At 35.1% G+C, this 24,041-nt stretch carries 20 protein-coding genes and 1 pseudogene; 11 read left to right on the forward strand and 10 right to left on the reverse strand.

The annotated features are described in order from the left end of the window. The 3 genes and pseudogenes from lhgO (at position 1) to IPH11_12985 (ending at position 2,712) form a co-directional block, all read left to right on the forward strand. Positions 1 to 1,079, forward strand: a pseudogene (lhgO, locus tag IPH11_12975) (L-2-hydroxyglutarate oxidase). A 122-nt stretch (positions 1,080 to 1,201) separates the two neighbouring features. Further along, positions 1,202 to 1,645: a CBS domain-containing protein gene (locus IPH11_12980; protein MBK6914506.1), complete on the forward strand. Its 444-nt coding sequence runs from the start codon at positions 1,202 to 1,204 to the stop codon at positions 1,643 to 1,645. 5 nt (positions 1,646 to 1,650) lie between these two features. After that, positions 1,651 to 2,712 (forward strand): DNA methyltransferase, encoded by a 1,062-nt coding sequence (locus IPH11_12985; GenBank protein ID MBK6914507.1) that lies wholly within the window; start codon positions 1,651 to 1,653, stop codon positions 2,710 to 2,712. 599 nt (positions 2,713 to 3,311) lie between these two features. Here IPH11_12985 and IPH11_12990 read toward each other — a convergent pair. From IPH11_12990 to IPH11_13035, 10 genes are all read right to left on the reverse strand, one after another. Further along, entirely contained in the window at positions 3,312 to 4,253 is a 942-nt protein-coding gene (locus IPH11_12990) for a flippase-like domain-containing protein (protein ID MBK6914508.1), read from the reverse strand. A gap of 67 nt (positions 4,254 to 4,320) precedes the next feature. Then, positions 4,321 to 5,664 (reverse strand): response regulator SirA, encoded by a 1,344-nt coding sequence (locus tag IPH11_12995; GenBank protein ID MBK6914509.1) that lies wholly within the window; start codon positions 5,662 to 5,664, stop codon positions 4,321 to 4,323. Between the two features lie 32 nt (positions 5,665 to 5,696). Continuing rightward, positions 5,697 to 6,992, reverse strand: a complete 1,296-nt coding sequence (locus IPH11_13000; protein ID MBK6914510.1) for an adenylate/guanylate cyclase domain-containing protein — start codon at positions 6,990 to 6,992, stop codon at positions 5,697 to 5,699. A gap of 205 nt (positions 6,993 to 7,197) precedes the next feature. Then, a complete protein-coding gene (locus tag IPH11_13005; GenBank protein ID MBK6914511.1) occupies positions 7,198 to 8,316 on the reverse strand; it encodes an ABC transporter permease in 1,119 nt (372 codons plus the stop codon). Beyond that, a complete protein-coding gene (locus IPH11_13010; protein MBK6914512.1) occupies positions 8,316 to 9,419 on the reverse strand; it encodes an ABC transporter permease in 1,104 nt (367 codons plus the stop codon). The genes IPH11_13005 and IPH11_13010 overlap by 1 nt, the downstream gene beginning before the upstream one ends. 6 nt (positions 9,420 to 9,425) lie before the next feature. After that, positions 9,426 to 10,172 (reverse strand): ABC transporter ATP-binding protein, encoded by a 747-nt coding sequence (locus IPH11_13015; GenBank protein ID MBK6914513.1) that lies wholly within the window; start codon positions 10,170 to 10,172, stop codon positions 9,426 to 9,428. Positions 10,173 to 10,343: 171 nt separating this feature from the next. After that, positions 10,344 to 11,261: an ABC transporter ATP-binding protein gene (locus IPH11_13020; protein ID MBK6914514.1), complete on the reverse strand. Its 918-nt coding sequence runs from the start codon at positions 11,259 to 11,261 to the stop codon at positions 10,344 to 10,346. A gap of 6 nt (positions 11,262 to 11,267) precedes the next feature. After that, positions 11,268 to 12,167, reverse strand: coding sequence for an HlyD family efflux transporter periplasmic adaptor subunit (locus IPH11_13025; GenBank protein ID MBK6914515.1), 900 nt, complete (start codon positions 12,165 to 12,167; stop codon positions 11,268 to 11,270). A gap of 20 nt (positions 12,168 to 12,187) precedes the next feature. Continuing rightward, on the reverse strand, positions 12,188 to 13,450 hold the full coding sequence (locus IPH11_13030; GenBank protein MBK6914516.1) for a TolC family protein: 1,263 nt from the start codon (positions 13,448 to 13,450) through the stop codon (positions 12,188 to 12,190). 24 nt (positions 13,451 to 13,474) lie between these two features. Beyond that, on the reverse strand, positions 13,475 to 14,056 hold the full coding sequence (locus IPH11_13035; GenBank protein MBK6914517.1) for a TetR/AcrR family transcriptional regulator: 582 nt from the start codon (positions 14,054 to 14,056) through the stop codon (positions 13,475 to 13,477). A 189-nt stretch (positions 14,057 to 14,245) separates the two neighbouring features. Between IPH11_13035 and IPH11_13040 the strand changes: the two genes are divergently transcribed. The 8 genes from IPH11_13040 to IPH11_13075 all read left to right on the forward strand — a co-directional run bounded on the left by IPH11_13040 (position 14,246) and on the right by IPH11_13075 (position 24,040). Further along, the gene (locus IPH11_13040) at positions 14,246 to 14,572 is read left to right on the forward strand and encodes a hypothetical protein (GenBank protein ID MBK6914518.1); all 327 of its coding nucleotides are present in this window, start codon (positions 14,246 to 14,248) and stop codon (positions 14,570 to 14,572) included. 95 nt (positions 14,573 to 14,667) lie between these two features. Next, the gene (locus IPH11_13045; protein MBK6914519.1) at positions 14,668 to 15,771 is read left to right on the forward strand and encodes a M20/M25/M40 family metallo-hydrolase; all 1,104 of its coding nucleotides are present in this window, start codon (positions 14,668 to 14,670) and stop codon (positions 15,769 to 15,771) included. Between the two features lie 5 nt (positions 15,772 to 15,776). Then, positions 15,777 to 16,631, forward strand: a complete 855-nt coding sequence (locus IPH11_13050) for a cyanophycinase (GenBank protein ID MBK6914520.1) — start codon at positions 15,777 to 15,779, stop codon at positions 16,629 to 16,631. Continuing rightward, on the forward strand, positions 16,628 to 18,037 hold the full coding sequence (yfcC, locus tag IPH11_13055; protein ID MBK6914521.1) for a putative basic amino acid antiporter YfcC: 1,410 nt from the start codon (positions 16,628 to 16,630) through the stop codon (positions 18,035 to 18,037). The genes IPH11_13050 and yfcC overlap by 4 nt, the downstream gene beginning before the upstream one ends. A gap of 29 nt (positions 18,038 to 18,066) precedes the next feature. Continuing rightward, a complete protein-coding gene (locus IPH11_13060) occupies positions 18,067 to 19,188 on the forward strand; it encodes a T9SS type A sorting domain-containing protein (GenBank protein MBK6914522.1) in 1,122 nt (373 codons plus the stop codon). 27 nt (positions 19,189 to 19,215) lie between these two features. After that, entirely contained in the window at positions 19,216 to 20,607 is a 1,392-nt protein-coding gene (locus IPH11_13065) for a T9SS type A sorting domain-containing protein (GenBank protein MBK6914523.1), read from the forward strand. Positions 20,608 to 20,692: 85 nt separating this feature from the next. Next, positions 20,693 to 21,550, forward strand: a complete 858-nt coding sequence (locus tag IPH11_13070; protein ID MBK6914524.1) for a MurR/RpiR family transcriptional regulator — start codon at positions 20,693 to 20,695, stop codon at positions 21,548 to 21,550. Between the two features lie 33 nt (positions 21,551 to 21,583). Then, positions 21,584 to 24,040: a TonB-dependent receptor gene (locus IPH11_13075; protein MBK6914525.1), complete on the forward strand. Its 2,457-nt coding sequence runs from the start codon at positions 21,584 to 21,586 to the stop codon at positions 24,038 to 24,040. Position 24,041: the final 1 nt, after the last annotated feature.

Raw genomic sequence — 24,041 nt, forward strand, 5'->3', positions numbered from 1 at the left:
GCATCAAACCGGGAATAACAGCGGTGTGATACATTCAGGGCTTTATTACAAGCCCGGCTCACTTAAAGCACAAAACTGTGTGAGCGGAAGAACTCACCTTTACGAATTTTTACAAACTCATAATATTAATTTCGAAAGATGCGGTAAGCTTGTGGTAGCTATTGAAGAAAATGAATTGCCGCAGCTTGATGCACTTTATGAAAAAGGAATTGCAAACGGACTAACAGGATTAAAAAAATTATCCGGGGAACAACTGAAAGAATATGAACCGCACGCTGCCGGTGTTGGTGGATTGCTCGTTCCGGAAACCGGCATTGTGAATTACAAAACTGTTACTGATGCTTATTCCCAAAATTGTCAAATCAAATGGAGGGGAGATAAATACAAATTGTAAATTCATTTCGATGAAAAAATATCCTGATGGGTTGATCGTAAAAACATCCTGCGGCGAAATAAAAACTAATTTTATTATTAACTGTGCCGGTCTTTATTCCGACAGAGTTGCAAAACTATGCGGCGTTAATCCCGGGTTAAAGATCATTCCCTTTAGAGGCGAATATTTTAAGCTGAAGAATGAAAAAGAATATCTCGTTAAAAATTTAATTTATCCTGTCCCGGATCCAAGATTTCCATTTCTCGGTGTACATTTTACACGGATGATTCAAGGGGGAGTTGAAGCCGGACCGAATGCAGTACTCGCTTTTAAACGTGAAGGTTATTCTAAAAAAGATTTCTCGTTTAAAGATTCAACCGAAATGTTTTTTTACAATGGATTTTGGAATATGGCTGCTAAGTATTACCAAATGGGATTTGCCGAGTTTTATAGATCATTCAGCAAAAAGGCTTTTGCAAACGCATTGCAAAAACTAATTCCGGAAATTCAAATTGATGATATTACTAAGGGTGGGGCAGGTGTTCGTGCGCAGGCTCTTGAGCCTTCCGGAAAGCTTGTGGATGATTTCAGAATTGTCGAAGCAGACAAAATGATTCACGTATTAAATGCGCCCTCGCCCGCGGCAACTGCGTCTTTGAGCATCGGGGACACAATTTCCCGGCTTTTTGTTAAAAGAATAAGTTGATTTTATTTTCAGTTTTGAATTGACATAAACCTAAATTGGTTTTATTTTAATTTTAGATGTGTCATTCACTTTGTATTTTATAATATTTCTTTATTCAAGCAATTAGTAAGAAAGGTATTCAAATGAAAACCGTACACGAAATTCTTCTTAACAAAGGAAACCAGGTGTGGACTATCTCCCCCGACTCAACAGTTTACGATGCGCTTAAGCTAATGTCAGAAAAGGAAATTGGCGCTGTGCTGGTCTGCGAAGGCGATAACATAAAAGGCATTATGTCTGAGAGAGATTATGCACGCAAAATTATTTTGCAAGGTAAATTATCAAAGGAAACAAAAATCTCCGAGATAATGTCCGATAAAGTTATCTACGTTAATCCCGATATGCGAACGAGCGAATGTATGGCGCTGATGATCAACAAAAAAATCCGGCACCTCCCTGTGCTGGAAAATCAAAAACTTGCCGGGCTAATCTCAATCGGTGATGTGGTTAAAGCTGTTATTGATGAAAAAGAATTTCTTATTGATCAGCTTGTCAATTATATCACCAGCACTCCTTCAATTAAATAAGCTGAATGAGCGCTGAGAATATTTTATCTGCTCTTAATTCTCTTTTGCTATGCGATGATATTCAATCAATCAGAAAAGAAATTAATTCACTGCATAAACATTTTTCTGACAACACCCGCGGTGAAGAATTATCATTCGTTATTCCCGCCTCAAATGAAATTACATTAATTAAAAAAAAATATTTAATCGCCGAATTGAACCAGATACTTGAAACACAATCACTCGAGCGTACAAAATATTACATCCGCCGTTTGGTTAAAACAATTTCCGAAAAGAAAACAAGCAAGATCAACGAACTCAATCTTAACCGCTGGAAAGAGTATGAAGATATTCTCACAGACAGCCTGTGGGTTTTGAATAAACGCGATTCATCGGGCGCGCACAATGCCGGATACTGGGGAAATTTTATCCCGCAGATTCCTAACCAGTTTTTACGACGGTACACAAAAAAAGGTGACTGGGTGCTCGATCCTTTTCTCGGCAGCGGCACAACTTTAATCGAATGCAAAAGGCTGGGGCGAAACGGAATAGGAATTGACCTTTCACCTAAAGTTGTTTCGCTTGCAGAAAGAAATATAGGCAAGGAAAAAAACCCTTTTGATGTCCGAACTGAAATTTTTAATGCTGACAGCGCTTCGCTGGACTTAATTTCAACGTGCAAGAAAGCGGGAATTAAATCTGTGCAATTTGTTTTTCTCCACCCGCCTTACTGGGATATAATCAAATTCTCCGATGATAAAAATGATCTCTCTAATTCCAGAAGTATTAAATCATTCCTCGAAATGTTCGGCAAAGTGTTTGATAATGCTTTTAGTGTTCTGCAAAAAGGAAGGTACGCTGCGATAGTAATTGGAGATAAATATTCCGCAGGTGAATGGATACCGCTTGCTTTTGAAACAATGAATGAAGCGCTGAAAAGAAAAGTGAAACTGAAATCAATTATCGTAAAAAATTTTGAAGACACAACCGGTAAACGTGCACAAAAAGAACTATGGCGATACCGCGCACTGCTCGGAGGATTTTACATTTTTAAGCACGAGTATATTTTTCTGTTTCAAAAGAAATAAAAATCCCGCTAAACTAAAGTGTAAATATATCGGGGCTGCTGCACAAGCTGATTAATTAACCGTAATTCCTCTCATTGTTATTCAATTTATTACACTGTGATTTTCTATTTTCTGAATCCCCTTTAGCAGTTAAAAAAACCTCATTTTTTGCATTAAAAACAGCCTATAAAATTTAAAAACCTTCAATAATTGACAATTTTAATACCTTTTTTGGTTTTTGGGTGACCCGCATGCATATCCAAATGCCTCGCTTGGATATTGAAATGGCACACTTGAATGATCTAAACTCAAAACGAACATCCAAGAGCCTCGTTTGGATATTCAAACGCCACATTTGGAGATCCAAATGCCACACTTGATTCACCAAAAATTAAATCCATTATTCGAACGCCTCGCATGCATATCCAAATGCCTCATTAGGATATTGAACCAGAGTGCAAAAATTCTGCTAATCAGCCTTGAAAATTCAAAATTTACCTGCCGCAATCACCGGAATATTATCAGATTTTCGAACTGTGTACGTTATAGAAAAAAACTACTTACCCGGGTTCTCTCAAACAGAAAGCACGGCTTAAAGGGAATGATTTATGTGTTCAACTTCATTCAAATGAATTAAATCTTTTTCTAAAAATCATCATTGTTATGCTGCCGACAAGTACGGCGAACCATAAAGTTGCAAGCCGAATAAAAATTGTTGCGGCAAAGGCGGTGCTTTGCTCGTAACCTTTGTTTGATAGGAAGTAAACTAAAGAGCCGTCTGTTGCCCCCAACCCCCCGGGTAACGCAGTCAGCGAGCCAAACAATATTGAAAAGGCATAGGAGAAAATTGTCCATATAAATTCAACATTTATTTCTAATGCGATAAAGACAAAATAAACACTAAGGCATTCAATCGTCCAGGAAAGAAAACTTAATAGCAAAGCAGCGGCTAATGATTTTGCACCGAGCATTTTGTGAAAACTTGTGTATGCTGTGTTGATTTGTTCAAGATACTTATGTAAAAATTTTATTTGTGAAAGGAGGGTTAGAATTTTTATTGTGACTGTTTTGTTAGTTAGAATAAAAACGAAAACTGCAAAAACCACCGCCGTAAAAACGATGAGCAATAAACTTTGATCTAATAGAATCGCGCCGGCGAAAGAAAATATAGTAAGCATAATAAAATCATTCAGGCGTTCTGTAAAAATTATGGGCGCAGTTTTACTCATCGGCTCGTTAGTTATTTTTTTGACAAGATAACTTTTGTATAATTCGCCCATTGCGCCGGGAGTTGCAAGCATAATTAAGTTAGAGAAGAAAATACCTGCCGAGTCTTTGATTTTTAGTTTGATATTCAAATAGCGCAGTAGATACTCCCACCTTAAAAATCTTAAGCTGAAATTTAAAAGAGCGAGAAGAAGAATTAAAGGAAGCAAAGAAAAATTAAATTTACTCAAAGCTGCAAAGACCAAATCGGAGTCAAAATAAAAGAAGAGGGCAAGGTATAAGATTGCCGCCGCCGCAAGCAGAATAGAAAGATTTCGTTTAATTTTTTTTAACAAAATAGTTGCCACTGATTTCACGAATTAACACGAATTAAATTAGAGTAATTCGCGGCTGATAATTATTTCAATGATAATTCAAAGTACTGCCGCCGATAAATTCTCTGATGACAGAATCACCGGGGATAGCTGATTCATCGTCAACTTTTTTAATTGAAGCGAGAATATTTTTAACTCTCAATGCGCGTTGATAAGCATCATTTTTCAGAGGGTTATTTTTTAGATTTTCTTCCCACTCAATAAATTTATCAGCCAGCTTATGACTATAAACGGGAAGCTCGTAAGGCATAGCACTGTTAATAATAAAATCAGCGGTGTTGTTGTAAGGAATAATATTTCGCAGTTCACTTGCCCGGACATAATGCCAATGTTCAAGAGTTTGCTGAGGGTTGTAAGCTCGGAATGCCCAGTCACGAAGCATTCTGCGCATCAGTCGAATGTCTGTCCAGCGAATAAATTTTCCGTTATTGTCCTTCATCTGCATTAAGGGTTCAAGATATAGCTTAAATTTTTGCTGATCATTTATGCCGGTTGTCATAGGGGGGTAGAGTCCGCGCAGGCTGTCAATTAAAAGTATTTCATTTTCTTTTAGTTGAATGGGAGTGCGATTTAAATATCTTGTGCCGGTTTTAAAATCATAGAACGGAATTACTACTTGTTCGCCACTGCAAAGTTTTTGCAGATGGTCATTGATCATTTCAAGATCAAGCGCCTGCGGAGTTTCAAAATCATAATCGCCAAATTCATCTTTAGGATGCATTTCAAGATCGAAGAAATAATTATCAACAACCAATGGAAGAAAATGCAAGCCTCGTTTTTCTAATCGTTGTTCAAGCTTTAAGGTGGTGGTGGTTTTTCCGGAAGAAGAAGGACCGGTGATCAAAACCATTTTCAGGTCTTTGCTTCTTTCGGCAATCATTTCTGCTGCGGTTTTAATATCTTCTTCGTAAGCAGATTCGCTTTCGTGGACAATTTGTGAAAATTCTCCAAGCTGAATCCTTTCATTTAATTGTTCGATAGTAAAAAGATTTTTCGTTACGCTCCAATCAAGAATTCGATGGAGTTTTGCCCAGGGGATATTTTCCGATGGATGAGATGCTTTCTCTGCACTTGACTCCCGCCTTTTATTTGCCTCTTCCCTGTAAAGAATAAATGCTTTGGCAACTTTAGCATGTCCATTTTCTATCAAAACCTTTTCAACTGCATCCTGAATTTCTTCAATGGTGGGAGTAATAAAAGTGGAATTATTTTTTGTTAGAAGTTTAATTACTTCATCTGCAAGTTCATCAGCTTTTTCTTTATCCCGACCGCCGACTGCAACTGCTGCACGATAAATTGCATTACTGATTCTACCTTTGTTGAAAGGAACGAGAACCCCGCTTCTTTTTTTTACTTGTTTTATTTCAGCCATAAATATTTTCTCATTAATCTTGTTAAAGAATATTATGCTAATTGATAAACATCAAGCGACTCTACTAATCCTTTAATGTTTATATTTTTATGAATTATCGGATTGATATTGGGCGGTGTAATTTTATTGTAAACATCTTTCGAAATTAATATTACAGAATTAAGTTCTTTATTAATTTGCTCAAGCCGTGCAGCGATGATTACAGGCTGTCCTGTAACTGAATATTGTTTTCTTTCATTTGTTCCAACATTACCTGTAACAACTTCGCCCGCATTTATTCCAATTCGAATTATTGTTTCAGGTAATGATCCATCTTCATTTCTTTTTTTTAATTCAGTATAAATTTCTAAAGCGGAATTAACAGCAAGCTGGCAATCGTTATCGTGTTCAATCGGCGCACCAAAAATAGCCATCAATCCATCTCCCATAATTTGAGTAACGATGCCTTTATTTTTATTTATTATTTCTATGATAAATGAAAATACCTCATTCTGATATGTTATTATTTCTTCAGGTGATTTGTTTTGAGCAAAGATTGAAAAGTTTCTTATATCCAAGAACATTATTGCTGCAAATTTCAAGCGGCTTTGAATCAAGGACTTTTTGTCTAATATTTCATCAACTATTTCTTTAGAAATTTGCTGACCAAATAGTTTTTGAATTTCGTTTCGTTCCGCTTGCGCTTTGTAATGTTTCATCAATCCTTTTTTTATTTGATTGGTAATCAATCCAGCCGTATGACCCGAAATAAAAAACAAAGCCGCTGTACCCACATAAGCGGGGAAAAATGAACTGGCTTTTATTGCTTCGTCAGGGAAGGGTTTATTACTCAGGTAAAATGCTATCACGGTGTATTGTATTGCTGCCATCAGACCAGAGAACAGACAAAGATTAAAATCTAATTCGAGGGATGAAAGCATAATAATTATAAAATACAATAGTGCAATTGGAGTAAACAGCGGATAAACAGAAGGTAGGTTGAATGAGTAAATAATCAATACAATACTTGGAATACTAATTTCTATAAAAGCATTGATATACCTGATTGAAATGAATGCTTTTACACCAAAGCGTGTCCATCTTTTTGCAGCACGACTTACAAATATTGCCCGAATAAAAATTACTGCAAGGATGATTAATGTTAGTTCAATTATTATCGGAAATTGAGAAATGTCTTTGAACTGCGCATTGAAGATTAGTGAAATTAATAGTACTACTATAATCAAATATCCAATTATTCCCGCAAGTACTTTTGATCGGAAACTTTCGTTTGATATAATCTCTTCAGAAAATATTTCTTCAAAAAGTTTTGTGCTGTTATTCGCCATTGGGATTAAATTATTTTCAATTAAAATTATTTTGAAACATTCTAATTTACTTACTCATTACGAACGATTGAAAATCAAGTTTAGAAATATTGCCACTAATTACACTAATTCTCACGAATTTCATTTTAATTTTTAAATCATTAGCGATAATCCGTGAAATTCGTGGCATAAATTCTAATAGTTAAATCTAACTAACCTAAATTTACTAAACAGTTTTTTTATAATTCCGGATTGCCAAACCATTAAATACAATTGCAAATCCAATTACAATCAAAAAATGAAAACGCAAATCCCAAAAACCGCTGCCTTTTAATACAATCATTCTCATTGCTTCAATCAAATAGCGAACTGGATTAATATAAGTTAGATATTGTGCCCAATCCGGCATGTTTTCTATTGGTGAAAACAATCCGCCAAGCAAAATAAAAATTAGCATAAAGAAGTATGCTATAAACATTGCTTGCTGCTGTGTATCCGCATAAATAGATGTAAGTAAACCGAAGCCGAGCAAAGCAATTAAATAAATTCCAGCAAAAATATATCCAACCCAAAAGCTTCCTGCGGGATAAATTCCGTAAACAATAAAGCTAATTAAAAATCCTATTGTCAAAACAAATAAACCAAGTACCCAAAAGGGAATTAACTTGCTTAAAATAAATTGATACTTTTTTATAGGCGACACATTTAGCTGCTCAATTGTTCCGACTTCTTTTTCTTTAACAATGTTGAGTGATGACATTAAAAATCCTACCAAAGTAACAAGTAAAGCTAATATGCCCGGAACGATAAAATATTTATAATCCATTTGTACGTTAAACCAATTAGAACTTGTAATATCAATAGCAGGAATGGCATTTAATCTCGGCTGCTGATTCCATTCAGTACGAACATCATTATTAAAATCCTTTATTATAGAATTTGCATAAGCAACAGCAAGTCCCGCAGTTTGTCCGCTTATTGCATTTGCGGCAATCAAAACTTTTGTTTCATCTTCTCCAATAAGATCGCGCTCAAATCCTTCTGGAATTTCAACAATCAAATCTGCTTTATCCTTTTCAACCTGATCTAATGCATCAGCGTATGTTTTGGAATAATCTACAAGTTGGAAATATCCGGAGGCAGTTAAATTATTTATCAGTTTTCTTGAATATTCGGAATGATCATTATCAACAACGCTAAGTGTAATATTTTTAATTTCATACGTTGCAGCATAAGGAAGAATAATAAGTTGTATCACCGGTAAAGCAAAAATCATTCTTAGAATAAGTTTATCACGAAAGATTTGTAAAAATTCTTTTCTTAATAAAAATTTTAGCGTTCTCATTATAACCTGATCTTAAATCTTTTTATACTGATAATTAAAAATGTTCCGGTCATTGCTAATAGAATTAATAATTCTTTCCAGATTTGCTCTATGCCTATTCCTTTTATCATTACATTTTTTACAATTATGATGTACCATTTTGCAGGAACCAAATTAGATAGTATTTGCAAAATAGTTGGCATGTTTGCAATCGGAAATGCATAGCCGCTTAACATTACTACGGGAAGCATTAAGCCAAGCAAAGAAATAAGCATTGCGGCTTGTTGTGTTTCTGTTATCGTTGAAATTAGTATTCCGAGCGATAACGCACAAAAAATATATATAATTGTAGAAGCAGTTAATAAGAACAAACTTCCCTCAATTGGTAATCCAAGAACAAACACACTCAATATCAATATGGTGGCTACATTTATCAGTGATATTATAAAGTATGGAATCACTTTACTTATAACCACAAGCCATGGCTGCATTGGTGATACTAGAAGTATTTCCATCGTTCCCAATTCTTTTTCTCTTACAATTGCTATCGAAGTCATCATTGCAGAGATGAGTAAAAGAATCATTCCCATTACACCGGGAACTGAAGTGTAAGCACCTCTTAACTGCGGATTGTAAAGCATCCGCATTTCTGTATTAATAGTATAGGGTAATTTATTTTGTCGATTCAATTCATTTTGATAATCTCTTACAATCGAACTTAAATAATTTGTAAGAGTGGTCGCCTGGTTTGGATCAGTAGCATCTGCAATGATTTGAAGTTGAGCTTTGTTTGAATGTGACAATTCATTTTGAAAGTTTTGCTGAAATACTATAGCTAGTTTTATTTTACCGGATTTAAATGCTTCTTCAATTTGGTCATTTGAAGTAATCGATCTATCGATGTCAAAGTACTGAGAACTTTCTATTTTGGTAATGATGCTTTGCGTGACTTCATCTTTTGAATTGTCAAGTATTGCAATGTTGGCATTTCGAACTTCGGTTGTGATAGCAAAACCAAAAATTAGAAGCTGAACAATCGGAAGACCAATCAATACCAGCATAGAACGTGTATCGCGCAGTATGTGATGAAATTCTTTTTGAATAAATGTTATTAATTGTTCCATTAAATATTATTCTCCACGTTTTGCATCGCGTGCAAGCATAATAAATACTTCATCCATCGAGTGAGCATTAAATTGTTTCTTTAACCCTGCTGGTGAATCAAGTGCTTTGATTACTCCATCAACCATAATGGAAACACGATCACAATATTCTGCTTCATCCATATAATGAGTAGTTACAAAAACTGTTATACCGTTGTGTGATGCCTCATAAATCATATCCCAGAATTGTCTTCTTGTAATTGGATCAACACCTCCAGTGGGTTCATCAAGAAACACAATTTTAGGTGTGTGAAATATTGCAATACTGAATGCAAGTTTTTGTTTCCATCCAAGCGGAAGGGAAGCAACTAATTTATCAGCTTCATTTTGCAAGTTTAGTTTTTTAATAAGTTCACTTCTTCGCAATTCAATCTCCTTATCCGATAAACCATATATACCTCCAAACAATTGGATATTTTCATTGATGGTTAAATCTTCATACAAAGAAAATTTCTGACTCATGTAGCCAATACTTTTTTTAATCTTTTCAGTTTCTTTGTAAACATCAAAACCTGCAATTGTTGCTTTGCCGCTGCTTGGTTTTGAAATTCCGATTAACATTTTCATGGCTGTGGTTTTACCCGCTCCGTTTGCACCAAGAAAACCAAATATCTCACCGTTAAAAACTTCAAAAGTAATTTCATTGGCAGCAATAAAATCGCCAAACTTTTTTGTGAGCTTATCTGTCTTTATAACTATTTCGTTTTGTATCATTTATCTTCTTCTTTGTATCAACGTACTTTTGTGACTAGCAAATGAACTCATCCCCCAACCCCTTCTCTTACAAAGAGAAGGGGGGATCTAGTTTCTTCTCTTTTAAGAGAGGGATTTAGGTGAGTTTTAACTTGTGTGCAAATTTTCTCATAACATAAAAATTCTTTCAACTTAAATCCTTTTCATCAATTGCATAAATCTATCTTCGATCCCTGGTTTAATTTCTTCGATCTCAAGTTCAGCGTGATTTTTCAAATAAGATTTTAATACATTTAAATCCGGATGCTCTTCTGTTAAAACGAGATGATGATATTGTCCAAATGCAAAACAGGATTCGGTTTTAGAATAAGCTCGCAAATCGTTTAAAAGATTAAACATACTTTTTGATTTTACAGCAAAGAGCTTTTTATCAAATCTGTTTACAATATTTTGCGGGGTATCAATCTCTAAAATCTTGCCTGTTTGAATAAGCGCAATTCTATCACACAAATTCGCTTCATCCATATACGGAGTCGAAACAAGAATACTGATACCTTGAGCTTTCAACCGCTTTAACATTTCCCAGAATTCTTTGCGCGAAACGGGATCAACTCCGGTGGTTGGTTCATCAAGAAAAAGAACTTTAGGTTTATGAATCAATGCACAGCTTAATGCAAGTTTCTGTTTCATTCCACCGCTAAGTTTACCTGCACGTCTTGTTTTAAATGGTTCAAGCTGTTTGTAAATATCAGCGACTAAATCATAGTTCTCTTGAATGGTTGTGTTGAAAATTGTAGCAAAGAAATTAAGATTTTCTTCTACGGTTAAATCCTGGTAAAGTGAAAATCGTCCCGGCATATAACCAATAATATTTCTGATTGCTTTATAATCTTTCACAACATCAAGGTTCATAACTGTAGCATTTCCTTTATCAGCAAGCAAAACCGTAGTAAGAATTCTAAAGATGGAAGTTTTTCCCGCACCATCCGGTCCTATCAATCCGAAAAGTTCTCCTTCACTCACAGAAAATGATACATCATCAACAGCTGTGATAACATCTTTTTTTGTCCTGTACGTTTTGGTGATATTATTTACTTCAATTGCATTCATAAAAAATTAAAATTTTACTTCTCCGTACATGCCGATCTTTAAATAACCGTCGTTCATTACTTTTACTTTGATTGCATAAACAAGATTTGCACGCTCATCTTTTGTCTGAATTGTTTTGGGAGTGAACTCAGCTTTTGAAGATACCCAATAAATTTCTCCGCTCATTTCTTTTTGATCGCCTTCACCTTTATCAACATATACTTTTACTTTTTGTCCAAGTTTTATTTGCCCAAGTTGATCACCATCAACGTACGCACGTAAAGTCATATTGGAAAGATTTGCAATTTTATATAGTGCCTTGCCATTTGAAGTAATCTCATCTTGTTTTGCGTATCGTGTTAATACTGTTCCATCAATGGGATTGATTATTATACTTTTTTTGATTTGATCTTCAATCTGTTCAACTTGTGCGATTAGCGGAAGAGTTTCACTTTGTATCCCTTGTTTCGTGATTGTTAAACTGGATTTGGCTGCAGTGTATTGCTTGTTTAAAACTTCTAACTGTGAGTTTATATCATCAAGTTGTTTTGTAGTTGCGGCATCCAATTTAACAAGATTTTCAATTCGCTTTTTTTCAACCTCGGTAGTTTCAATTTGTTTTTGAAGAGCTGCAAGTTGAGCACTAATATCAGGTTGTTTGCTTAATACAGCTTTGATAGTTGACTGAAGCTGTTTTTTCTTAAGATGTAATTGTGTCGTGTCAACTACAGCAACAATTTGATTTTGTTTAAGCTGCATTCCTTCTTCAACCTGAAGCATTACAAGTTTTCCCATCGCTTCCGATGAAACAATAATCTCTTCTGATTCAAATGTGCCCGTGGCATCAAAATCTCCATTACTGTTTGAGCAGCCAAACAAAAGAGCTGCAGCTAAAATAAATGCAATGTTTAAAAATCTGTTTTTCATTTTCATCTCTATAATATTTTTTAATTTCCTGTTGTGATTTTGTAATTATACTGAGCAAGCAATAGTTGAATTTTGTGAATCTCTAAATTTTGTTTTGCGGTATCTTCCGCATTTAAATCACGGACGTAATCATTTGAGGTAATCACTCCGTTTTCAAGTTTTGCTTTAGCTGATTCTTTAACTGAGGTTCTTAAATCAATTATACTTTTATCTACTTCAATCAATTTTTTTAGTTTATCAATTTCTTGAAGCTGCTGATTAGTTGTGATTTTTGTGTTTAACAGAAATGTTTCTGTTTGTGCATCGATGCTTTGCAGGTTTAACTGATTGATTTCACTTTCATTTCCATAACTGTAGAGATTTGATAGTGACCATGAAAATCGAATACCGGTTATGTAATACCAATCGAAATCATTTATAAACATGTTTAGCCCAGGTTTTCCGTATCCACCCTGAAAAAACAAATTAGCTTTGGGAATAATTTTGGAAACAGAAATCCCATCCTGATTTTCAATCAGATTTTTCTGAGCTGAGTACATTTTTAATTCAGGTCTAATTATTTCTTCGGCAGATAGATAATCAATTTGCGGTGGAGTTGAAAAAATTGTTGATTCATTTAAACTTTCATTTATCAATAATCCAAGCATATTTATATAGGATATGCGGGAAGAGATAAGTTCAATTTTACGCTGCTCTGTTTTTAATAGCTCTGCTTTTAAAACATCAACATCGGATTTAGTTGCCGTTCCATTTGCATAAGCAGCATCAAGTTTTGAAATGCTGGCATTCAAATCAATTATTACAAATTCAATTTGATTTAATTGAGCATCGATAAGAAGAATGCCCAAATAAATTTGATTAACTCTTTCTTTAATCTTTAATAATTCAATCTCAATTTTTTGGTCATCAATTTCATTTACAGATTCCTGAATACCAGCCTGCGAACTCATTATTCCACCATCATAAATTGTCTGTGTTACATCAACTGCAACTTTATATTGATCTTTTGAGAGTCTTTGAATTACGATTCCGGGCAATGGCATTGGTACCTCTGTTACATCGGATTGATATGAAGCTTGTGCAAGAAGAGTTATCTGTGGAAAATATCCGTTCCAAATATTGCTGACACTGTAGTCTTTAGTTTTTTCAATGTAATCTTTCTGTTTGATAAGCGGATAATTCATTCTTGCTTTTACATAGCAGTCTTCAAGCGTAAGCTGCGTTTGAGGAATAATAAAATCCTGACTTATTAATAACAGGGTTATAAATAATAATCTTTTCATAATCACATCTTATTTATTGTTTGATTAAAAATTTTTTTTCCCTTTATCGGTTACAATTCCGCCAATAATTATTCTAAAGGCATAACGGGCTGCTTCAATGATTGAGAAATTGTTATTGAGAATAAAATCTGGATTAACAATGTTTCTTACAGAAGCGACAAGAACATTCATTATGATTAAAGTTGGATAATCAATGAATAATCCTTCAGCTTTTCCCTGGTCAATCACTTTTGTAATATTTCCAAACATCATCTGAGTTCTGAATTTATCAATCTCATTCCACAGATTTGGAAAGTATTTCCTAATTTCGTCCATTCTTTTGGGTGATACTTTTTCTGACGCCTTTGCCAGGATATTAATTAGTTCAGAAAGCTTTTCAATTGCATTCTTATCACTATTTAGCGCTGGTACAATTTTGTTCTTCATTCCGTTCATAAAATGCTTTGTAATTGCCATCACAAGATCATCTTTTGAGGGAAAGAATTTGTAGATAGTTTTTTTACTCATGCCAAGTTCAGAAGCAACATCATCCATAGTAGTTTTATAAAAACCTTCTTTAAATAACTTATCCTCTATTTGTTCAATTATTTTTGTTTGATCGTCCATCATTCCTCTTAGAAACTATTATCGTTTTTCTGGTTTCCAACTTAATAATTTTTCTTACTTATGTCAAACAATATTTTTTTTCGGCTGATATTAGTAATTTAAATCACAGCAATTGAGGACTTTTTAAGTTTTAACTAAAATGAAATAAAAAAATCTTGAGGGCAATATGAGTCTTAAAATATTTTTCTCTTGTGCTTTTTCGGTTCGTTTACTTTCGCTCAATCAACTATAGAAAGCGATGTTGAGTTTGCATTACAAAATGCCAAGAAGGGAATTTACTGGGCTTTATCAAACATTCCGGTAAAGAAATCCAAAATAGACAACTCGCTTATTGATGGGGATAAAATCATCTCGCACGTAAAACTTTCCAAAGAAATAAATGGTGTTCGCATCGAATCCACCGGCTATTACAGTACTAATGAACTTACTATTGTTATGTATCGTTCAAAGGACAGTCTGATAAAAGATGGATTTCTGAAAAAGGACGTACTGCTCGACGACCTTAGCGACGAATAAAATATTTTCCCTCTTTTGAAAATACTTCTTGACTTGTAAAATTATTTTTTGTAATTATGTAACAAATATTACAAACAAATAGATTGCTGTAATTGATGTTACAAAATAATTCCTCCCGTCTTGTAAATTTATTTTTAGAAGTTGCCAGGATAAATGCACTTTCCGGCAGCGAAAAAACCCTCGCTGATTTTATAAAATCATTTCTCTCAAAGTATAATTACACAGTTCATGAAGACGAAGCCGCAAAATTTACTAACAGCAATACAGGAAATTTGATTTGTAAAATTGGAACCGGCGGTGATTTTATTTTAACTTCCCACATGGATACTGCACGTCCAACGGAAAATCTTAAACCAATTGTAAAAGAAGATCGAATAGTTTCATCAGGAGATACTGTGCTTGGTGTAGATAATCGCGCTGGTGTTTCTGTTTTACTTTATACTCTTGAAAAAATTGCGAATGAAAAAATTGCCGTTAAAGATTTTACAGTTGCTTTCACAACCTGCGAAGAAACAACTTTGTTTGGTTCAAAAAATCTTGGGGTGAATGGCGAAATAAAAAAGGGATTTATTTTTGATTCCGGATATCGTCCGGGAAATTTTATCTATTCAGCTTGCGGAGCAATTGGATTAAAAATAAAAATTGTTGGTAAAGCATCACATTCCGGTATTTCACCTGAAAAAGGAATCAACTCAATGATAGCTGCTGTAAAAGCGATTAGCCGGCTTCCACTCGGTAGAATTGATGAAGAAACCACGATGAATATCGGTTTGTTAAAAAGCGGCTCTGCTGTAAATGTTATTCCTGAATTAACTGAACTTGAAGGTGAAGTTCGATCTTTCAATTTGAAAAAAGCAGAGAATTATTTTGATCAGTTAGTTTTAATATTTAAAGAAGAATCAGAAAAGGTTGGGGCAAAGTTTGAGGTTGATTATTTCTGGGATTTTATGCCTTACACTATTCCCGAAACCTCGCCAGTGTTTCAAGAAACTGTTAGAGCAATTAAAAAAGTTGGATTAGAGCCAACGCCTAAAATTTCTCTCGGCGGGAGCGATGCTAACTCGTTGAACGGAAGGGGGATTGAATCAGTTAATCTTGGCATCGGCGCTCAGAATCCTCATTCAAATGAAGAATTTATTTTTATAGAAGATTTAATTAAATCGGCTGAGATAGCTCTCGAGCTTGTAAAAAAGGATTAATCAAAATGAAAAAATTATTCTACTTAATTATCATCTTAATTATTGTTTTCTTTCAGCAAAACTTCTCGCAGACGAAAGGTCATTTATTAATTATTGGTGGAGTTCAAACTCCTGAAATTGAAAAAAAGTTTGTTGAACTTGCAGGTGGTTCTGATGCAAGAATCATTATCATTCCAAATGCCGGCTCAGAGCCAAAACTAAATAGTGAAATAGAACAAAAGACTTTTACCAGTTTAGGTGCAAAAGCCGACTATATTTTATTTACCCATGAGACTGCAGATGATGAAGCTAACTTAAAAAAAATGGAGTGGGCAAATGCTGTATTCTTTACCGGCGGAGATCAAAGTGATTTAACAAGAGATATGCTCGGTACAAAATTATTGGAAAAAGTATTTGATATATACAATAATGGTGGAACTGTCGGAGGCACAAGTGCAGGGGCAGCGGTTATGAGCGAAGTGATGATTACCGGAAATGAATTAATCAATAAAGATTCATCCGTATCATTTGTAACAATCGAAAAAGGAAATGTTGAAGTTAAAAGAGGATTCGGATTTTTAACAAATGTTATTATTGATCAGCATTTTCTAAAAAGAAAAAGACACAACAGAACTATCTCTGTTTTAATAGAACATCCAAATTTATTTGGAATTGCAATTGATGAATCAACTTCAATTATTGTTAATCCTGATGATACATTTGAAGTTTTCGGAAATAATCAGGTTTTAGTTTATGATCCCACCAATTCAAAAAATATTCGTGAAGATAAAAATGGAAATCTTGGAATAAGCAATATGAAACTGCATGTCTTAATCAGCGGAGATAAATTTGATATGAAAACTAAAGAAGTAATTGAATGATTGACAAGAAAAAATTTAAGTTTAAAGTTCCAAACACTTACTTATTAATTTTTTCTTTGTTAGTATTAATTGCCGGATTAACCTGGATTATTCCCGGAGGCAGTTACGAGCGTGCAGTTATTGATGGAAAAGAGGTTGTCGTACAAAATTCATTTAAATATGTAGATAGTAATCCTCAAGGATTTTTTGCTTTGTTCATTGCACCGCTAAAAGGATTTGTTGAGGCGGCAATGATAATCGGCTTTGTACTTATTGTCGGCGGCGCATTTAACGTACTTGCAAAAACTGATGCGATAAACTCTTTAATTAATAAACTTGCTAAAGCTCACAAAAGCTCGGCAACATTACGGACATTTTTTATCCCTGTTTTAATTTTAATGTTCTCACTCGGAGGCGCGACTTTCGGAATGAATGAAGAAATCATTCCATTTGTTTTAATTATCGTTCCAATTTGTTTAGCGCTCGGTTATGATTCGATAGTTGGTGTGGCTATTCCGCTTGTTGGCGCTCACGTTGGCTTTGCAAGTGCGTTCTTAAATCCGTTTAACGTTGGTATTGCACAAGGCATTGCAGATGTTCCTTTATTTTCTGGAATTGGTTATCGAATGATATGCTGGGCAATCTCAACAACTGCTGCAATTTTCTTTTTACTTTATTATGTAAAAAGACTTTCGAAAAAACCTGAAATTAGTCCGACATTTGCTGAAGATAACGAGCGAAGGAAAAATGAACACTTCGATCACATTTATAATAACGAGAATCATTTTTCATTAAAGCATAAATTTGTTCTTTTAACTTTTGTGCTTTCGTTAGTAATGCTTGTTGTTGGTGTAGTAAAACTTGATTGGTACATCGAAGAAATTGCCGGAATGTTTTTTATAATGGGAATTGTAGTTGGAATTATTGGCGGATTGAGCAGCGATGTTTTAATAAAAAGTTTTATTGATGGCGCAAAGGATTTAGTCGGCACAGCACTCATCATTGCACTGGCAAGAGCCACGCTCGTTATTTCGAGAGACGGACATATTATTGATACCGTGCTTTACGGACTATCGCCATACATTCAATCATCATCTCCAATTTTTGCTTCACAAAAAATGTTTGCTGTGCAGGCAGTAATTAATTTCTTTGTTCACTCGGGAAGCGGACAAGCAGCATTAACAATGCCGATAATGTCTCCACTTGCTGATCTTGCCGGAGTATCAAGACAAACAGCGATACTTGCTTTTCAGTTTGGTGAGTACACAAATATTATAATTCCCACTTCTGCAGTAACGATGGGTGCATTATCTATGGCAAAAGTGCCGTGGGAAAAATGGGCAAAGTGGGTTATTCCTTTACAAATAATTTTAATGTTATTAGGATTTCTATTACTAATTCCGCCAAATCTTTTTGGTTGGAATTGATTTATTAATTAATTCTCAAGGAGGTTCGTATGAAAAGTGTAATTACTTTTTCATTTTGCTTTTTGTTCACTGTATTAATCTTGTTGAATGATTCATTTGCACAATCTTTTTATTCAGGAAAGATTGGGATGGATTTAAGTATTTATGGTAGAGTTCGAGTTTTTTCTGATTCACTAACCACCCGTCAGATTGATCGGTCGTCTTTGCTTGTAGCGTCTGCACCGAATGCTGTTTTCGACTATTCGAATGATGCTGAGGCTATTGATATTGCAATGAATGTTTTAAATCCATCAATCAGTGATTACGAACTTTATGGTTCGATTGATAATTCATACGACGGTTTATTTGCCCCCCCCAATGTTTTAGCGAAGATAAATGTGTATGGTTGGAATAACGTAGGTGGGGCAGTTGTGAAATTTACAATTCTAAATCGAGAGGTTGATTTAATCAATGCAATTGTAGGTATGGAAATTATACCAGAACCGAATGGAAGCTACGGACTTGAGACAATTAAATATTATGACAGCGAAGGCATCGTTTCAACTTTTAGGCAAGGGGAGGATAATATGGTAGGTTATAAATTGTTATCAGGGCAGTTTACAACAGTTTATTCAATTGATTGGTATGATGGATATTCACTGATTGATGATTCACTATACAATTGGATGACAAAAGGAATATTGCAGCCCCAGTTTGATGCCGGCGGTGATGGTCCTGTTACATTCTTCTCACAAAATTCTGTCCCAGTCAACACTGGTGATTCTACTGTGGTTTATATTGGAATCTCAGTCGGGATTGATGAAACAGGCATGCTCGAGAATATGGACGAGGTACAATCATTTTATGATTTGATTACCGATGTTCCTCAGAATATTAATGCTCAACCAACTGCATTTGAGTTAAATCAGAATTACCCCAACCCATTCAATCCAAGTACAACAATATCATTTTCCATTCCGCAGCAACAACAGGTTATGCTGAAAGTATTTGATGCTTTGGGTCAGGAAGTTGCCGTAATCGTTGATAGAGAATTACAAGCCGGTCAGTACAATTTTACGTTCAATGCAGCGGATATTCCTAGCGGAATTTATTTCTACACTTTAACCGCCGGGGAAAATTCGATAACTAAAAAAATGATTCTGCTCAAATAATTAAGTAAAAAATAATTGAGGTTCAAAATGAAAGCTTTTAAAAATTTATTTTCAGTTTTGATGATCGCTGTTCTTTTGTTCTCCGGAGAATTGTTTTCTCAAAGTTTTTATACCGGCGGAGTCGGAGTTACGTTAAACGATTATGGTCGAATAAGAATATTCAGCGATAATTTAACAACACGGCAGGTTGATCGCTCATCAATTCTTGTTGGAGTAAGTCAATCAGCAGTTTTCGATTACACTGAAGACGCAGAAAATATTGCACCGCCCGCAACAGTTATCAATCCTTTGTTCAGTGATTATGAAGCAACCGTGGGAATTGATAATTCATATAACGGACAATTTTTTCCTCCGCAGGTTGAGGTTGACGAACATATTTACGGATGGAATTCCGGTGCTTATTTAGTGGGCAAACTGAGTGTAAAGAACAATGAAACCACTCCAATAAATGCTGCAATCGGTTTAGAAATTATTCCGCAGGTTGATGGTGATTACGGATTTGAAAATGTTTACTACGATGCTGCTTCACAAATTGTAATGATGAATAAGACCGGGCATGTAGGTTATAAAATATTCTCCGAAGATATTACTTCAATGCATTCATTCGATTGGTTTGATGGTTATAATAATGATGCGGATTTTTATTCATGGTTAACCCAGAATTCTTTTGACCCGCCCTTAACCGCTGCAGTTGATGGTTCAGTTGTGGTTCTTGGGCAGACCATTGTAAACATCAATCCGGGAGAAACGTACGACTTTTTTTTCGGAGTATCTCTTGGTAACGACGATAATGAAGTGATTAGTAATATGGCAACTGCTGAAGATAAATATCTAAACTCAATTCTGCCGGTTGAACTCACTTCCTTTACAGCTTCAATTGAAAATAATTTTGTCAATCTGAATTGGACAACTACTACAGAGTTGAACAATAATATTTTTGAAGTTGAAAGAAGAATAATTGATGAAAAGAATAATACCGATTGGGTAAAAATAGGCTACAGGATAGGCTATGGAACTACAAGTGATCAACATGAGTATTTTTACTCTGATAACGTAAGCGCTTTAACTGCTTCAAAAGTACAATACAGATTAAAGCAAATTGATTTTAACGGCTCGTTCGAATATTCAAATATTGTTGAAGTTGTGCTGCTTCCTGTTGATTTAAAATTATCGCAAAACTATCCTAATCCTTTCAATCCAAGTACAACAATTTCATTTGAAATTCCTTCAAAAGATTTTGTGGTTCTGAAAGTCTTTAATGTTAACGGTGAAGAAATAAGTACATTAATAAAATCAGAATTAGATGGCGGAAGATATAACGTGGATTTTAATGCGAGCAATTTACCAAGCGGAATTTATGTTTATACTCTTTCAACTCCACAAATGCATTTAAGTAATAAAATGACTTTACTAAAATAAAATTTGCTAAAATTTATCTTTGGTGGCGGTCAAACAGCGTACAGTTTGACCCCATCATCTTTATTAATAAGTCGAAGAAATTATTATGTCTATCTACAAAGAAATAAAAGATAAGATTGAAAAAAATTTTCATTCTCTTCCTCAAAACCAAAGAAAGATAGCAGAATATTTTATAGATAATTTTGATAAGATACCGTTCTTAACGGTGCATCAAATTTCAGAATCAACGGAAGCAAGTGTCGCTTCAATTGTAAGATTTGCGCAGCGTGTTGGCTTTAGCGGTTTCAGTGAAATGCGCGTTGCAATTACAGATTCGCTGCAGACTAAGCTGAAGCACAAGCAAACTTTTCCCTTATTCGACAAGAGAAAAGCTGATGGTGACATTCTTACTTCTGTGGCTAACATTGACATAAAAAATATTAATGATACTCTTTCTTTAATCGAACGGGAAAAATTTGATGAGGCGATTGATCTTATCTTAAAATCAAAAAGAATTTTTACTGCAGGATTAGGAATATCTTATTTACTTGCTGAAATACTTGCTTATCAACTCACTCAGGTTTCACTTGATTCATCGGTGTTGAAGCACACGCATACAATTTTTCAAGAACAAATTCTTTACCTGAATAAAAATGATTTGCTGATTACATTTTCATTTCCTCCATATTCTATTGAAACAATAGATGCCGCTCAATTTGCAAAGCGGGGGGGTATCAAAGTTATTTCAGTTACAAATAAACAAAGTTCCCCGATTACTTTTCATTCAGAGATCAGTCTTACGGTGAACAGCGAAAACATGCTTTTTACAAATTCATTTGCTGCCATTTCGGTTTTGATAAATGCGATTGCAACAGCATGTGCGCTTAAAAATAAAACTAAAGTAAAAAAGATTATAAAGGAATCCGGTCGGATAATGACAAATCAAAACCTGGTGATGAATTAGAAATCAATTTCAAAGAAAATTTTGGTGATAACTATGAAAAAAATACTGCTCATACTTTTATTATTTCAACTTCCATTAATAGCCGGAGTAACAGGAAAACTAATAGGCACTGTAACAGATGCAGAATCAGGCGAACCATTAATTGGAGCTAATATTATTCTTGAAGGAACTGCGCTTGGCGCTGCCACTAATGTTGACGGGCAGTTCGTAATATTGAATATCCCCCCCGGTGTTTACAGAGTTAAAGTTAGCTATCTTGGTTATGAATCAGTTGTCATCGAAGGCGTGAAAATTATTGTTGACCAAACTACAGAACTCCCCGTTGAATTAAGACCGCAATCAATTCAAACCGAGGAGGTGGTGGTTATCGCAAAATCAAATATGATTCAAAAAGATTTAACAAGCAGCATCTCGGTTATTTCACGCGACAAAATAGAAGCGCTTCCTGTTACATCTTTTACAGAATTATTATCTCTTCAAGCCGGCGTTGTCGGCAGCGGCACTAATTTACACGTAAGGGGTGGGCGCTCAAACGAAGTAGCATATCTTGTTGATGGTATGTATGTTCAGGATCCTTTACTCGGAAGATCACCGCTCGAAATAAGCAACGATGCTATTCAGGAAATGAGTCTGCTTAGCGGAACATTTAATGCTGAATATGGTCAAGCACTTAGTGGCGTCGTTAATATAGTTACACGGGAAGGGCAGGAAGATTACAATGGAAAGATTGAAGTGCGCTCAAGTGAATTTGGAATTAAAAGATATTCTGACCTGCACGAATTACGAATGACTGGAAGTTTAAGCGGGCCATTATTAACAAACGATCTGAATTTTTTTGCCTCTGCTGAACTTGATAAAAGCGGCAGCTATCTTCCGTTTGGGCACAACAAAACTCAATCATTCTTCACAAAAATTTCAACTTCAGTAATTCCTGATTTGAGGCTTTCACTTTCAAACCGTGGAAGTTTAGATGATTGGCAGAACTACAATCACTCTTACAAATTTATTCCTGAACAATATCTTCGTCAACATTCCGATAGCTGGCAAACAGGCTTAAACATTACCCACACCATTGCCAGCAATATGTTCTACGAATTAAGAGCTTCTTATTTTAATCAAGGATATTATTCCGGATTAGACAAAGATACTTCGCAATATATTTCAGATAATGAATGGAGCTATCTGGATAATGTAGGAAATGGTTTTGAATTTTTAAGCCGCGCTGACCCGCCCGAACTAACCGACAGTCGAACCGTGACTGCTGATTTCAGGGGCGATGCCGTCTGGCAAATTGATAATCTTAACGAAGTGAAATTTGGTGTTTCGTATAAAAAACATTGGCTTAACTATTACAACATTTATGATCCCAAAAGAAGTTTCCCTTGCATAAATATTTATAATACTAATCCATTTCAAGTCGCCGCTTATGTTCAAGATAAAATTGAATTTCCATTTCTGATCTTAAATCTTGGATTGCGATTCGATTATATGAATGCCAACGTAACTTTCAGGCAGGATCCTTTAATTCCAACTTCGCTTGTTAAGGTTGAACCGCGCACACAATTTTCTCCCAGGCTTGGAATTGCGCATCCAATTTCCGATCGTACAAAACTTCACTTTGCTTATGGACATTTTTTTCAAAATCCAAACTTCAACACGCTGTTTGAAAATCATCAATATGATTTGAATGTTCGCGAACCGTTATTCGGGCAGGCAAATCTTGATGCTGAAAGAACAATTGCTTACGAGGTAGGGGTATCTCACCAGCTTTCAGATAGAATTCTATTAGATGTTCGCGCTTATTATAAAGACATCACCGGACTGATTGGAACTAAATATTTATTTCCTTTTGTAGATGGGCGCTATACCGGTTATACACTTTATGTTAATGAAGATTACGCGAACGTAAAAGGATTTGAACTCACCTTAGATATGAGACCGGATAGATGGTTCTCCGGCGGATTCACATACACTTTCTCTGTTGCAAAGGGCAGTGCATCTTCCGAGACAGAACAATATCCCGGCACCCAGGAATCAACACAACTGTACTATCTCGATTTTGACCGCACACATGTTTTTAATGCAAACCTGACATTTACTATTCCCGAAAACGAAGGTCCGGAAATATTCGATTCAAAAATATTTGATAACATGGATTTCAGTTTTGTGATTCGTGCAAGTTCAGGTGCCCCCTATACCCCCGGCGGCAGGGATGTTGGTTTTGTTGAAAGCAATTCCTTGCGGCAGCCAGGAACTTATTCGATTGATCTTTTATTGGGGAAAGAATTTTTATTTAGCGGGAAATACTATTTCAGACTTTTTGCCCAAATACTAAACCTTACCGATCATCGTAACATTCTTTTTGTTTACAGCGATACCGGCGAGCCTGATTTTACTTTTGAAGGCGGTTATTCACCCGAGTATATGCAGGATCCATCCAATTTTGGACCGCCAAGATCAATTCGAATTGGTGCTTCATTTAGATTTTAAA

The organism is Ignavibacteriales bacterium, assembly GCA_016709155.1.
Lineage (GTDB): Bacteria > Bacteroidota > Ignavibacteria > Ignavibacteriales > Ignavibacteriaceae > JADJEI01.

Bases quoted from the DNA above. Each gene is read 5' to 3' on its own strand.
- IPH11_12980 (MBK6914506.1), top strand. From the start codon at position 1,202: ATGAAAACCGTACACGAAATTCTTCTTAACAAAGGAAACCAGGTGTGG.
- IPH11_12985 (MBK6914507.1), top strand. From the start codon at position 1,651: ATGAGCGCTGAGAATATTTTATCTGCTCTTAATTCTCTTTTGCTATGC.
- IPH11_12995 (MBK6914509.1), bottom strand. From the start codon at position 5,664: ATGGCTGAAATAAAACAAGTAAAAAAAAGAAGCGGGGTTCTCGTTCCT.
- IPH11_13000 (MBK6914510.1), bottom strand. From the start codon at position 6,992: ATGGCGAATAACAGCACAAAACTTTTTGAAGAAATATTTTCTGAAGAG.
- IPH11_13005 (MBK6914511.1), bottom strand. From the start codon at position 8,316: ATGAGAACGCTAAAATTTTTATTAAGAAAAGAATTTTTACAAATCTTT.
- IPH11_13010 (MBK6914512.1), bottom strand. From the start codon at position 9,419: ATGGAACAATTAATAACATTTATTCAAAAAGAATTTCATCACATACTG.
- IPH11_13015 (MBK6914513.1), bottom strand. From the start codon at position 10,172: ATGATACAAAACGAAATAGTTATAAAGACAGATAAGCTCACAAAAAAG.
- IPH11_13020 (MBK6914514.1), bottom strand. From the start codon at position 11,261: ATGAATGCAATTGAAGTAAATAATATCACCAAAACGTACAGGACAAAA.
- IPH11_13025 (MBK6914515.1), bottom strand. From the start codon at position 12,167: ATGAAAAACAGATTTTTAAACATTGCATTTATTTTAGCTGCAGCTCTT.
- IPH11_13030 (MBK6914516.1), bottom strand. From the start codon at position 13,450: ATGAAAAGATTATTATTTATAACCCTGTTATTAATAAGTCAGGATTTT.
- IPH11_13035 (MBK6914517.1), bottom strand. From the start codon at position 14,056: ATGGACGATCAAACAAAAATAATTGAACAAATAGAGGATAAGTTATTT.
- IPH11_13045 (MBK6914519.1), top strand. From the start codon at position 14,668: ATGTTACAAAATAATTCCTCCCGTCTTGTAAATTTATTTTTAGAAGTT.
- IPH11_13050 (MBK6914520.1), top strand. From the start codon at position 15,777: ATGAAAAAATTATTCTACTTAATTATCATCTTAATTATTGTTTTCTTT.
- yfcC (MBK6914521.1), top strand. From the start codon at position 16,628: ATGATTGACAAGAAAAAATTTAAGTTTAAAGTTCCAAACACTTACTTA.
- IPH11_13060 (MBK6914522.1), top strand. From the start codon at position 18,067: ATGAAAAGTGTAATTACTTTTTCATTTTGCTTTTTGTTCACTGTATTA.
- IPH11_13065 (MBK6914523.1), top strand. From the start codon at position 19,216: ATGAAAGCTTTTAAAAATTTATTTTCAGTTTTGATGATCGCTGTTCTT.
- IPH11_13070 (MBK6914524.1), top strand. From the start codon at position 20,693: ATGTCTATCTACAAAGAAATAAAAGATAAGATTGAAAAAAATTTTCAT.
- IPH11_13075 (MBK6914525.1), top strand. From the start codon at position 21,584: ATGAAAAAAATACTGCTCATACTTTTATTATTTCAACTTCCATTAATA.